The 13,486-nt window shown below is 57.1% G+C and carries 10 protein-coding genes; 7 read left to right on the forward strand and 3 right to left on the reverse strand.

All coding sequences use genetic code 11. The features are described 5' to 3' along the window. Positions 1–3: 3 nt before the first annotated feature. The 3 genes from cyoA to IT763_RS04700 form a co-directional block, all read right to left on the reverse strand. The gene (gene cyoA, locus IT763_RS04690; RefSeq protein WP_004940365.1) at positions 4–954 is read right to left on the reverse strand and encodes a cytochrome o ubiquinol oxidase subunit II; all 951 of its coding nucleotides are present in this window, start codon (positions 952–954) and stop codon (positions 4–6) included. Between the two features lie 440 nt (positions 955–1,394). Beyond that, positions 1,395–2,873: a muropeptide MFS transporter AmpG gene (gene ampG / locus IT763_RS04695; protein ID WP_016928861.1), complete on the reverse strand. Its 1,479-nt coding sequence runs from the start codon at positions 2,871–2,873 to the stop codon at positions 1,395–1,397. Positions 2,874–2,924: 51 nt separating this feature from the next. Continuing rightward, positions 2,925–3,503 (reverse strand): lipoprotein, encoded by a 579-nt coding sequence (locus IT763_RS04700; RefSeq protein WP_004940363.1) that lies wholly within the window; start codon positions 3,501–3,503, stop codon positions 2,925–2,927. A gap of 314 nt (positions 3,504–3,817) precedes the next feature. Here IT763_RS04700 and bolA point away from each other — a divergent pair, with 314 nt between their 5' ends. The 7 genes from bolA (at position 3,818) to ppiD (ending at position 13,381) form a co-directional block, all read left to right on the forward strand. Next, positions 3,818–4,132 (forward strand): transcriptional regulator BolA, encoded by a 315-nt coding sequence (gene bolA, locus IT763_RS04705; RefSeq protein ID WP_004940361.1) that lies wholly within the window; start codon positions 3,818–3,820, stop codon positions 4,130–4,132. Positions 4,133–4,499: 367 nt separating this feature from the next. Next, a complete protein-coding gene (tig, locus tag IT763_RS04710; protein ID WP_004940358.1) occupies positions 4,500–5,804 on the forward strand; it encodes a trigger factor in 1,305 nt (434 codons plus the stop codon). Positions 5,805–6,242: 438 nt separating this feature from the next. Then, entirely contained in the window at positions 6,243–6,866 is a 624-nt protein-coding gene (gene clpP, locus IT763_RS04715) for an ATP-dependent Clp endopeptidase proteolytic subunit ClpP (RefSeq protein WP_016928858.1), read from the forward strand. A gap of 143 nt (positions 6,867–7,009) precedes the next feature. Beyond that, entirely contained in the window at positions 7,010–8,281 is a 1,272-nt protein-coding gene (gene clpX, locus IT763_RS04720) for an ATP-dependent protease ATP-binding subunit ClpX (protein ID WP_004940354.1), read from the forward strand. Positions 8,282–8,475: 194 nt separating this feature from the next. Next, positions 8,476–10,830, forward strand: coding sequence for an endopeptidase La (gene lon / locus IT763_RS04725; RefSeq protein WP_004940352.1), 2,355 nt, complete (start codon positions 8,476–8,478; stop codon positions 10,828–10,830). Positions 10,831–11,046: 216 nt separating this feature from the next. Then, positions 11,047–11,319, forward strand: a complete 273-nt coding sequence (hupB, locus tag IT763_RS04730) for a nucleoid-associated protein HU-beta (RefSeq protein WP_004940351.1) — start codon at positions 11,047–11,049, stop codon at positions 11,317–11,319. A 178-nt stretch (positions 11,320–11,497) separates the two neighbouring features. Continuing rightward, positions 11,498–13,381, forward strand: coding sequence for a peptidylprolyl isomerase (gene ppiD, locus IT763_RS04735; RefSeq protein ID WP_016928857.1), 1,884 nt, complete (start codon positions 11,498–11,500; stop codon positions 13,379–13,381). Positions 13,382–13,486: the final 105 nt, after the last annotated feature.

Raw genomic sequence — 13,486 nt, forward strand, 5'->3', positions numbered from 1 at the left:
CAGTTATTCCTCGGCTCCGGCGTGAGCAGCATGTTCACCCATGTCCATACCTTGGCTCATGTCCATGCCTTCGTGCGCGCCAGCGCCCTTGTGCATATCCATGTCGCCCATGAATTTGGCAATTGTTTCTTTGAACAAATTCGGTTTGACAGCGGCAAAGTACTCAACCGGGTTGTTTTCACTCGGCTCTGCCAGTTTGTTAAAGTCGTCGGTGGTGTTCAGGTTTTTAGACGATGCCTTCACCTTGGCCACCCACTGATCGAAGTCGCCTTCGGTCGGGGTAACGATCGCGGTGAATTTCATACCGGAGAAGCCTGCGCCGCTGTAGCTGCTGGAGATACCTTTGTAGGCACCGGCTTCGTTGCCGATCAGGTGCAGTTTGGTCTGCATGCCGGCCATCGCATAAATCTGTCCACCCAACTGCGGGATAAAGAACGAGTTCATTACCGAGTTAGAGGTGATCTTGAATTCGACTGGAACATCTTTCGGGAAAGCCAGCTCATTAACGGTCGCAATGCCTTGTTCCGGGTAGATGAACAGCCATTTCCAGTCGAGCGACACCACTTCGATCGTCATCGGCTTCTTGTCAGTGACAATCGGCTTGAACGGATCGAGTTCGTGGGTGGTCTTCCAGGTAATGGTGCCAAGGATGGCGATGATAATGATAGGAATGGTCCAGACGACCGCTTCGATCTTGTTGGAGTGGGCCCAGTTCGGACTGTACTTGGCGTCTTTGTTGGAAGCGCGATACTTCCAGGCAAAGGCGAACGCCATGAAGATAACTGGCACCACTACGATCAACATCAACGCGATTGCAGTGATAATCAGTGTCCGTTGCTCAACACCAATTGCTCCTTTGGGATTCATCAAAACCATATCGCAGCCACTGAGCAATACAGTGCCTGCGATTAATGACAGCATCCCAATACTTTTATTGTATTTCTTAAGTCTCATCTAACGACCTCAATAACAAAGGCTCAATTGTCGTTTCATGTGTGCGGGCATTTTACGGGAAGGTTGCAGTACTGTAAACATGCTTAAGGGAGTGTCAGCGGCTTGTTGACACTTTCTGTTAAGGGGGTCACAGATGTAACCCTGCGTGACAATTTACCAATGACAACAACGCGTTGGCACGCTGAATCGTGACGAGCAGCCCGTATGTTAAGGAAAACTAAAGGTATGATGAATTTGGCGAAGAAATGCGCGGCGGGGAAATACGCAGAAAAGGTTTATTTAATGTAAAATAATTGTGTCTTAAAGGTGAATTTAATTTTATTTCCGAGCGCGGCAGTCGGATAAAAAAATAATTTCCGCGCCGATTATCTTTTTTTACCGAAATAAATATACCCCCGGATCGCTTTTTTTTCGGCCGGCGAAATCACCGGCCGTTCAGATTATGCCAAACGGGTGCGGCGCAGGGCGAGGTAATCCAACGTACTGCCCATTGCGACGCCGAGCAGGCTCAGCGCGGCGCCGGCCTGCAGCAGCCGATCGGCCAACTGCGGGGCCTGCGTCCAATCCAGCGCATTGGCGATAAGCAACAGCAACCACAGGCCCAACAGCGAACAGCCTAGCGTCAGCAAGCGCAGTGCCCAACGGTAAGATTCTGAAAACTCGGTGCGCGGCATAAAATTGCCATGCTGCTGGGTGTGCTCCAGCGTCTGACGACAGATACCGAGCAGCAGCAAGCCGGGCAGGGCAGCGGCGATAGAGAACAGGTAGAACAACGGCCAACCGTGGGCTTCGACGAACCAGCCGGCGATCGGGCCGACATAGACACGCCCTACGGCGGACAGCGCCGACAGCAGCGCGAACTGGGTGGCGGAGAACGACCGGTTGCACAGCGTCATCAGCAACGCCACGAAGGCCGCGGTGCCCATGCCGCCACACAGATTTTCGAGGAAGATGGCGCTGCCCATGGTGAGCAGGCTCTTGTCGGTCACCGCCAGGATCCAATACCCGAGATTGGAGACCGCCTGCAGGACGCCGAACAGCATCAGCGCGCGGAACAGGCTGAGGCGCTGCATCAGCACGCCGCCGAACAGGGCGCCGACGATGGTCGCGAACAGGCCGAGGGTTTTGTTCACCAGCCCGACTTCACCGGCGTCGAACCCCACGCCGCGGATCAGGAAAGTGGTGCTCAGGCTGCCGGCGAAAGCGTCGCCCATTTTGTACATCACGATCAGCAGCAGGATCAGCCAGGCGTTGTTGCGGCCGAAGAAATCGCGCAGCGGCGCGACGACCGCCTGTTCCATGGTGCGCGGCGCCGGGATGTTTTCGTCCGGCTCCGGCGCCAGCAGCGTGGCGGCCACGCCGATCAGCATCAACCCGGCCATCAGCCAGTAGGTGGCTTGCCAGCCGAAATAGCGATCCGCCAGCCACAGCGCCAGGCCGCCGGAAACCAGCATCGCCAGCCGATAACCCAGCACCGAGATCGCTGCGCCCGTGCCCCGTTCTTCGGCTTTCAGCAGGTCGGTTTTATAGGCGTCGAACACGATATCTTGCGAGGCGGAGCAGAACGCCACCAGCACCGCCAACGCCGCCAGCCACCACAGGTGCTGCGCGGGCTGCATAAAGCCCATCGCCACAATCGCCGCCACCAGCAACAGCTGGCTGATCAGCAGCCAACCGCGCCGCCGCCCGAGAAACGGCGGGGTATAGCGGTCCATGAACGGCGACCAGAGGAATTTGAAGACGTAGGCCTGGCCCACCAGCGAGAAGATGCCGATGGTTTTCAGATCGATATTTTCGACGGTCATCCAGGCTTGCAGCGTGCCGGAGGTCAATGCCAGCGGCAGACCCGACGCGAAGCCCAGCAGCAGCAGAATGGCGGAGTTACGCTGGGTGAAGATGTTCAAATAGTGTTTCGACATGAGTTCCCTGTCTGCGCCGCCCGATCCGCCGGGCGGCACAAGGCGCGGCGATTAACGCGCGTTTTGCTTGATGAAATCGTTGACGCTGGTGTCCTGAGCCATGTCGGCGATCACGTCGCCCAGCACGGAGTTGACGGCGTCGGTGATCTTCTCGTTGGTCGCCGTGAAGGCGCCCTGCACGTTATAGGTCGAGCGGTAATTCTTCACCTGCTTGTTGCCGTTCTTCGCCTGGGCGATGATCGAGATGTCGGCTTTGGTGGTGATGTTGTAGCGCAGGTTACCTTCGGCGACGTCCGCGTACAGATTATTGACGACGATTTGCAGCGCTACCGGGCCGTCGGCGCCGATCATGTAGCCACGTGCGCCCATCTGTTTCTCCAGCACTTCCTGCAGCAGGAAACGCAGATCGCGCGATGGCGTCAGCGTGACCAACTGGCCGTCGCGGTTCACCTTGGCCAGCGCCTGGTCGGTGCGCTGATCCGCGCCGTTGATGCTGACAGTGATGCCCTGCAGGGTAGGATCCTGCTGCGGCAGAACGATTTTCGGCGTGACGTTCAGGGTGTTGCTGCTGGTCGCGCAGCCGGCCAGCAGCAGGGCGGCCAGCAAAGGAAGACAAAGTTTCTTTAACATGTTTTCTGTCTCATTCTCGATGGATTTAGCAATAATCAGAGCGGGATAGCCGACAACAAATTGCCGACATCATAGCATCGCCGCCGTGCGGTGGAAGCGCGGAAGGCGCCTGAGTGACAAATTTTTACCTGCCGTTGATAAAAACACGCTTTTTTGGCCCGCTCAATCGGATAATCCCCCAAGCGGCGGGGATGGCGCTCATCATTTGACCGCAGAAAAGAGAAATTTGTCCCGGCGATGGTCTAAACGGGGGAAAACCGGCTAATATTGAACTAGATGGGCACGGTCCTCTGCCGGTGTTGTAAGGAGATCCTATGATTCGCGAGCAAATAGAAGCAAAGTTAAGGGCGGCGTTTGAGCCCGCGTATCTGGAAGTCGTTGATGAAAGCTATCGTCATAACGTTCCGGCGGGTTCAGAAAGCCATTTCAAAGTGGTATTGGTCAGCGATCGCTTCGTCGGCGAACGTTTTTTGACGCGCCACCGCTCCATCTACGGCGTATTGTCGGAGGAGCTGGCGGACGGCGTACACGCGCTGGCGCTGCATACCTATACGCTCAAAGAGTGGGAAGGTCTGCAGGATACCGTGCCGGCCTCGCCGCCGTGTCGCGGCGCGGGCACGCTGGCCTGAGGGGGAAATTTTCAGGTATCAGTGGAACTTTGCCCTTGAATTAGGGTATTACTACTGACGAATTTTGAAACGGCCTGCGGGCCGTTTCTGTTTTTGACGACGACATGGCCGACGCGCAATGTGGCCAACGTTCGGTCTGTTTTGGCGGCCTTTTGGCGATCGAATCGGCAAAAGTGTGAGTTTTAGCGCGCCTGCGCCGCCTAGCTTTCCTCGACTCGCCACGCATGCGCCGCTATAATGTCGCGTCTTATTTTTCCGGAATGGTTTCGGGACGCTTCTGTCATCAGGGAACTCGGTTCTTATCTGTAGCCGTCCTGGTTCTTGGAACGGAGTTGACCGAGCACTGTTATTTTTTTGAGGTAACAAGATGCAAGTTTCAGTAGAAACCACTCAAGGCCTTGGGCGCCGTCTCTCTATTACTGTACCGGCTGATACTATCAAGCAGGCGGTGAAGAAAGAGCTGATCAACGCAGCGAAAAGCGTGCGTATCGACGGCTTCCGCAAAGGCAAAGTGCCGATGAACATCGTGGAACAGCGTTACGGCGCCTCTGTTCGTCAGGACGTGCTGGGCGAAGCGATGCAGCGCAGCTTCGTTGACGCGATCATCAAAGAAAAGATTAATCCGGCCGGCGCACCAAACTACGTGCCGGGCGAGTACAAAGAAGGTGAAGACTTCACTTTCGCCGTTGAGTTCGAAGTGTATCCAGAAGTTGAGCTGAAAGGCCTGGAAAACATCGAAGTTGAAAAACCCGTGGTTGAAGTGAACGACGAAGACGTCGACGCGATGCTGGATACCCTGCGCAAGCAGCAGGCAACCTGGAAAGAAACCGATCGCGCAGCGGAAGCTGAAGATCGCGTGACCGTTGACTTCACCGGTTCTATCGACGGTGAAGAGTTCGAAGGCGGCAAAGCGTCCGACTTCGTGCTGGCAATGGGCCAGGGCCGCATGATCCCAGGCTTCGAAGAAGGTCTGGTTGGTCACAAAGCGGGCGAAGAGTTCTCCATCGACGTGAACTTCCCGGAAGACTACCACGCGGAAAACCTGAAGGGCAAAGCGGCCAAATTCGCTATCGTGCTGAAGAAAGTTGAAGAGCGCGAGCTGCCGGAACTGACCGAAGAGTTCATCAAGCGTTTCGGCGTGGCGGACGGTTCCGTTGCCGGCCTGCGCACCGAAGTTCGCAAGAACATGGAGCGCGAGCTGAAAGGCGCCGTGCGTAACCGTATCAAGTCTCAGGCGATCGACGGCCTGGTGAGCGCGAACGAAATCGACGTGCCTGCTGCCCTGATCGACGGCGAAATCGACGTGCTGCGTCGTCAGGCTGCACAGCGTTTCGGCGGCAACGAGAAGCAAGCGCTGGAACTGCCACGCGAACTGTTCGAAGAGCAAGCGAAACGCCGCGTAGTGGTTGGCCTGCTGCTGGGCGAAGTGATCAGCACCAACGATCTGAAAGCTGACGAAGACCGCGTGAAGACGCTGATCGAAGAAATGGCTTCTGCCTACGAAGATCCAAGCGAAGTCATCGAGTTCTACAGCAAAAACAAAGAGCTGATGAACAACATGCGCAACGTGGCTCTGGAAGAGCAAGCGGTTGAAGCCCTGCTGGCAAAAGCGAAAGTGACTGAAAAAGCCACTACCTTCAGCGAGCTGATGAACCAGACTCAACAGGCGTAATGCCGGCGTGCCGGGCGCGATGAACGGCGCCCCCGGTTTCGCCTGGCGAACCGGCGCACGATGAAAAAGCCCGCAACCTCAGGTTGCGGGCTTTTCTTTTCGCCACGTTGCTGATTAATCTCAGGTTAAGCGGGTTAATATGCACTATATTTACCCTGTTGCCTGGGGAACTGGCTGGCATGATAACGGTCAGATTAACGGCATCGTTTTCGGCGCGCGGAGAAAATCGGCCCCTGGGCTTGAAATTGCGCCGGGATCCCCCAATCTGTAAAGAATGATTCTGGGGCTGTTTGCCAAAGTGCGCGGGATAAACTAACCGTCGGGTACGTGCGGCGCGGGTCGAATGCTTGAGCATAGTCATCATGGCCGTTCTCAAGTAGAATCGGCGTATTAGGGTGACACCCTGGCCGCCAAGGCAATTTCTATTAGGAGACGGTAATGTCATACAGTGGCGAACGAGATCAATTTGCACCGAACATGGCGCTGGTGCCGATGGTGGTAGAGCAGACTTCACGCGGGGAGCGTTCTTACGACATTTATTCCCGCCTGCTGAAAGAGCGCATCATTTTCCTGACCGGGCAGGTGGAAGATCACATGGCCAACCTGATCGTGGCGCAAATGCTGTTCCTCGAAGCGGAAAGCCCGGAAAAAGACATTTTCCTCTACATCAACTCGCCGGGTGGGGTGATCACCGCGGGCATGTCGATTTACGACACCATGAAGTTCATCAAGCCGGACGTCAGCACCATCTGTATGGGCCAGGCGTGCTCGATGGGCTCCTTCCTGCTGACCGCGGGCGCCAAAGGCAAACGTTTCTGCCTGCCGAACTCGCGCGTGATGATTCACCAGCCGCTGGGCGGCTACCAGGGCCAGGCGACGGACATCGAAATCCACGCGCGTGAAATCCTCAAGGTGAAAGCGCGCATGAACGAACTGATGGCCGAGCATACCGGCCAGCCGCTGGAGCAGATCGAGCGCGACACCGAGCGCGATCGCTTTATGACCGCGGAAGAAGCCGTGGAATACGGCCTGGTTGACGGCATTCTGACACACCGCAGCTAGAACCACGCGGCGCCGATGGACTATAGTAAACAGAGTGGGCAGGGGCTCGCTCTGTTGTAGCCCCTCGGCGTTCCCGATATGAGTTTGGGCGCACTGCCGCCGTGATTTTCCTGCGGGACAAGACTAAAGAAGAGGTTTGACTGATGACAGATAAGCGCAAAGACGGTTCAGGAAAGCTGCTGTACTGCTCTTTTTGCGGCAAAAGCCAGCATGAAGTGCGTAAGCTGATTGCCGGGCCGTCAGTGTATATCTGCGATGAATGTGTCGATCTGTGTAACGACATTATTCGCGAAGAGATTAAAGAAGTTGCCCCGCATCGTGAGCGCAGTGCGCTGCCGACGCCGCACGAGATCCGCCACCACCTGGATGACTACGTCATCGGCCAGGAGCAGGCGAAGAAAGTGCTGGCGGTTGCGGTGTACAACCACTACAAACGCCTGCGCAACGGCGATACCAGCAACGGTATCGAGTTGGGCAAGAGCAACATCTTGCTGATCGGCCCGACCGGCAGCGGCAAAACTCTGCTGGCGGAAACGCTGGCGCGCTTCCTGGACGTGCCGTTCACCATGGCCGACGCCACCACGCTGACCGAAGCCGGTTATGTGGGCGAGGACGTGGAAAATATTATCCAGAAGCTGTTGCAAAAATGCGACTATGACGTGCAGAAAGCGCAGCGCGGCATCGTTTATATCGATGAAATCGATAAGATTTCCCGTAAGTCCGACAACCCGTCGATCACGCGTGACGTCTCGGGTGAAGGCGTGCAGCAGGCGCTGCTGAAGCTGATTGAAGGCACCATCGCCGCGGTTCCGCCGCAGGGCGGGCGCAAGCATCCGCAACAGGAATTCCTGCAGGTCGATACTTCCAAGATCCTGTTTATCTGCGGCGGCGCATTCGCCGGCCTGGATAAGGTGATCGGTCAACGCGTCAACACCGGCTCCGGCATCGGCTTCGGCGCGACCGTCAAGGGCGAGTCCGAGAAGGCCACCGAAGGCGAACTGCTGCTGCAGGCCGAACCGGAAGATTTGATCAAGTTTGGTCTGATCCCTGAGTTCATCGGCCGTCTGCCGGTGGTGGCGACCCTGAGCGAGCTGAGCGAAGACGCGCTGATTCAGATCCTGAAAGAGCCGAAGAACGCCCTGACCAAGCAGTATCAGGCGCTGTTCAATCTGGAAGGCGTGGAGCTGGAGTTCCGCGACGAAGCGCTGAACGCCATCGCCAAGAAAGCCATGGCGCGCAAAACCGGCGCACGCGGCCTGCGTTCCATCGTGGAAGGCGCGCTGCTCGACACCATGTACGATCTGCCGTCGATGGACAGCGTAGACAAAGTGGTGATCGACGAGTCGGTGATCGCCGGCCAATCCAAACCGCTGCTGATTTACGGCAAGCCTGAAGCCCAGGCATCTGGCGAATAATTAGCCAGTTAAACCAGCGCGTTATCAGCAAAATGGGGGATTTCATCCCCCATTTCTTTTTCCTGCATTCTTGCCGTTGAATGTAAGAGATTCATCCCCATATACTCATTAACCAGATTTTATGAAACGTTAGATGCTTGCGTCTCATGAGATTCCCCCTCAACCTGGCGGAAATTAAACTAAGAGAGAGCTCTATGAACCCTGAGCGTTCCGAACGCATTGAAATCCCCGTTTTGCCATTGCGCGACGTGGTGGTTTATCCGCACATGGTGATCCCGTTATTTGTTGGCCGGGAAAAATCGATTCGGTGCCTCGAAGCCGCAATGGATCACGATAAGAAGATCATGCTGGTGGCACAGAAAGAGGCCTCAACGGATGAACCTGGCATTAACGACTTGTTCTCGGTCGGCACCGTAGCGTCGATCCTGCAGATGCTGAAGCTGCCGGACGGCACGGTAAAAGTGCTGGTCGAGGGGCTGCAGCGCGCACGCATCACTACGCTGTCCGACAGCGGTGAGCATTTCGCCGCGCAGGCGGAATACCTTGAGTCGCCGGCTATCGACGAGCGCGAGCAGGAAGTGCTGGTGCGCACCGCGATCAATCAGTTTGAAGGCTATATCAAACTGAACAAAAAAATCCCGCCGGAGGTGCTGACTTCACTCAACAGCATCGACGACGCCGCGCGCCTGGCGGACACCATCGCCGCCCATATGCCGCTGAAACTCAGCGATAAGCAGTCGGTGCTCGAGATGTCCGACATCACCGAGCGTCTGGAATACCTGATGGCGATGATGGAATCGGAGATCGACCTGCTGCAGGTTGAGAAACGCATCCGTAACCGCGTCAAGAAGCAGATGGAGAAGAGCCAGCGCGAGTACTATCTGAATGAGCAGATGAAGGCGATTCAGAAAGAACTGGGCGAGATGGACGACGCGCCGGACGAGCACGAAGCGCTGAAGCGCAAGATCGATGCGGCGAAAATGCCGAAAGAGGCGCGCGAAAAAACCGAAGCGGAACTGCAAAAGCTGAAGATGATGTCGCCGATGTCGGCGGAAGCGACCGTGGTGCGCGGCTACATCGACTGGATGCTGCAGGTGCCGTGGAATGCGCGCAGCAAGGTGAAAAAAGACCTGAACAAGGCGCAGGAAGTGCTCGATACCGATCACTACGGCCTGGAGCGCGTCAAGGATCGCATCCTCGAGTACCTCGCGGTGCAGAGTCGCGTCAGCAAAATCAAGGGGCCGATCCTGTGTCTGGTGGGGCCGCCGGGCGTGGGTAAAACCTCGCTGGGGCAGTCGATCGCCAAAGCGACCGGTCGCCAGTACGTGCGCATGGCGCTGGGCGGCGTGCGTGACGAAGCGGAAATCCGCGGTCACCGTCGTACCTACATCGGTTCGATGCCGGGCAAACTGATCCAGAAGATGGCCAAGGTTGGGGTGAAGAACCCGCTGTTCCTGCTGGATGAGATCGACAAGATGTCTTCCGACATGCGCGGCGATCCGGCTTCCGCTCTGCTGGAGGTGCTGGATCCGGAACAGAACGTGGCGTTCAACGACCACTATCTGGAAGTGGATTACGATCTGTCCGACGTGATGTTCGTCGCCACCTCGAACTCGATGAACATTCCTGCGCCGCTGCTGGACCGTATGGAAGTGATCCGCCTGTCGGGTTATACCGAGGACGAGAAGCTCAACATCGCCAAACAGCACCTGCTGCCGAAGCAGCTTGAGCGCAATGCGCTGAAAAAAGGCGAACTGACGGTCGACGACAGCGCCATCATCGGCATCATTCGCTTCTACACCCGCGAAGCCGGGGTGCGTAGCCTGGAGCGTGAAATCTCCAAGCTGTGCCGTAAAGCGGTGAAAACGTTGCTGATGGACAAGAAGCGCAAGCATATCGAGATCAACGGCGACAACCTGAAGGATTACCTGGGCGTGCAGCGCGTCGATTACGGCCGTGCGGATACCGAAAACCGCGTGGGCGAAGTCACCGGGCTGGCGTGGACGGAAGTGGGCGGCGATCTGCTGACCATCGAAACCGCCTGCGTGCCGGGCAAAGGCAAGCTGACCTACACCGGTTCTCTGGGTGAAGTGATGCAGGAATCGATTCAGGCGGCGCTGACCGTGGTGCGCGCGCGCGCGGAGAAATTGGGCATCAACGCCGATTTCTACGAGAAACGCGACATCCACGTGCACGTGCCGGAAGGGGCGACGCCGAAAGACGGCCCGAGCGCCGGTATCGCGATGTGCACCGCGCTGGTCTCCTGCCTGACCGGCAACCCGGTACGCGCCGATGTGGCGATGACCGGCGAGATCACGCTGCGCGGTCAGGTGTTGCCGATCGGCGGCCTGAAAGAGAAGCTGCTGGCGGCGCATCGTGGCGGCATCAAAACCGTGCTGATCCCTTACGAGAACAAGCGCGATCTGGAAGAGATTCCGGACAATGTTATCGCCGATCTGGAGATTCATCCGGTGCAGCGAATCGATGAAGTTTTGAACATTGCGTTGCAAAACCCGGCCTTCGGCGCACTGCCGGTAGCGGCAAAATAGTGACGAATCGCAAAAACCATTGATAAAACTTATACTGGCAAGCCATTTCGGACTTGCCAGTATTTTTTTGTACCGCTAAGTTAGATCTCTGTCGGCCCGCGTTTTGTCACCCAGTCGGTGGCTTGCCAAGGTTCGATGGGATTGATATAACAGCTGCGCTGTCGCAACCGTAGGGATTTTTCGGTGCGACGATAGAATTCTAGAGGGGATGATAGAGTGAATAAGTCACAACTGATCGACAAGATTGCCGCAGGTGCTGATATTTCCAAAGCGGCAGCGGGACGTGCTTTAGACGCAGTAATCGCTTCCGTTACCGACTCCCTGAAAGCAGGGGATGACGTGGCTCTGGTAGGTTTCGGTTCCTTTACCGTGCGTGAACGTTCGGCCCGTACCGGCCGCAACCCGCAGACCGGTAAAGAGATCAAGATCGCGGCAGCCAAAGTACCTGCCTTCCGTGCAGGGAAAGCGCTGAAAGACGCTGTAAACTGATTTAGCGTCTAACCGTTTAGCGTAACAGGGTTTTGTAATAAACAATCACCTGACGCAGCGGTGCTGGTAAGGTAAGATACAAGGCGCATCGGACTGATGCGCTTTTTTTATTTTTGTCGCAGGGAACGCGCCTGCGCAAGGGTTGTTAATCCACATCACAGCGGAGTGTTGTCACACTATGATGGACAATTTACGCGCGGCTGCCAATCACGTCGTGCTCAAAATCATCCTGGCCCTGATCATCCTGTCATTCGTTCTGACCGGGGTGGGTAACTACCTGATCGGCGGCTCCGGCGATTATGCTGCGAAAGTAAATGGTCAGACGATCGAACGCGCTCAGCTGGAACAGGCTTTCCAAAGCGAGCGCAGCCGCATGCAGCAGCAGCTGGGTGACCAGTTCTCTGCGCTGGCCGGCAACGAAGGCTACATGCAGCAGATGCGCCGTCAGGTGTTGTCCCAGTTGATCGACAACATGCTGCTCGACCAGTACGCCAAAAAGCTGGGCCTGGCGGTCAGCGACGATCAGATCAAGGACGCCATCCGCAAGGCGCCTTACTTCCAGACCAACGGCCAGTTCGATAACGCCAAATATCTCGATCTGATCGGCCGCATGGGTTACACCGCCGACAACTTCGCGCAGTCGATGCGTCAGCAGTTGGTCAATCAGCAGGTGATCCAGGCCTTCGGCGAGTCCGGTTTCGTGCTGCCGTCTGAATCGCAAGCCATGGCGGCGCTGGTGCTGCAGGAGCGCGACGTGCGCCTGGCGACCATCGATTTGAAAGCGCTGCAGGCGAAACAAAGCGCCGGCGACGACGAACTGAAGGCGTATTACGATCAGAACAAGAACAGCTTCATCGCCCCGGAGCAGGTGAAGGTGAGCTATATCCCGCTGGACGCCGCGTCCATGCAGGACAAGGTGAAAGTGAGCGAAGAGGACATCAGCGCTTACTACGACCAGCACAAGAGCAGCTACGGCCAGCCTGAGCGTAAAAACTACAGCGTGATCCAGTTGAAAACCGAGGCGGAAGCCAACGCGGCGCTGGACGAGCTGAAGAAGGGCGCCGATTTCGCCACGCTGGCGAAAGAGAAATCCACCGACATCATCTCGCGCCGCACCGGCGGCGAACTGGGGTGGCTGGAGCCGGAAACCACCGCCGATGAGCTGAAGCAGGCTAACCTGACCGAGAAAGGGCAGCTGTCCGGCGTGGTGAAATCCTCTGTCGGCTTCCTGATCGTGCGTTTGAACGACATCGAACCTGAGAAACTGAAACCGCTGAGCGACGTGCATGACGCTATCGCCAAGCAGGTGCAGCAGGAGAAAGCGGTAGACGCGTATTACGCGCTGCAGCAGAAGGTGAGCGAAGCGGCGACCAGCGACAACGAATCTCTGGCCTCGGCTGAAGAAGCGGCCGGCGTGAAAGCGGCGCAAAGCGACTGGTTCACCCGTGACAACATTCCTGCCGCGCTGAACTTCAAGCCGGTGGTGCAGGCGATCTTCGACGGCTCGCTGATCGGCGAGAACGGCGCGCCGGGCAGCAACTCCGACGTGATCACCGTAGACGGCGACCGCGCCTTCGTGGTGCGCGTGAGCGGCCACAAGCCGGAAGGCATCGAACCGTTCGACCAGGTAAAAGACCGCGTGGCGGAACTGGTGAAACGCAACAAGGCGCTGCAGGCAGCGAAGCTGCAGGGCGAGAAGCTGTTGGTTGAGCTGAAGCAGGGCAAGGGCGACGAAGCGATGAAAGCCGCCGGCCTGAGCTTTGGCGCCGTGCAGAAGATGGCGCGCGCGCCGGAAGACAGCCAACTGGTGGAGAGCGTGTTCGCGCTGCCGCACCCGCAGGACGGCAAACCGGTGTACGGCATGTCGCAGGATCGCCAGGACAACGTGGTGCTGATTGCGCTTGATGCGGTGAAGCCGGGCACGCTGCCGGAAGACGAAATGAAAACCTTCGTCGGCAAGATGGAAGAGGGCGCGACCGGCGTCTCCTTCGATTCGCTGCTGGCGAGCCTGCGTAAAGAAGCCAAGATCAAAATGGGCGCCGCTGAGCAACAGCCTCAGTAATCGCCGCATTTTTCTGCAACGCAGTGCAACAAACAAAGGCCGCTTTCGCGGCCTTTTCCATATCTGACATCCGTCGATTGCTGAATATCCGCCGCCGCGGCAAGG

The organism is Serratia sp. CMO1, assembly GCF_015689115.1.
Taxonomy (GTDB): Bacteria; Pseudomonadota; Gammaproteobacteria; order Enterobacterales; family Enterobacteriaceae; genus Serratia; species Serratia marcescens.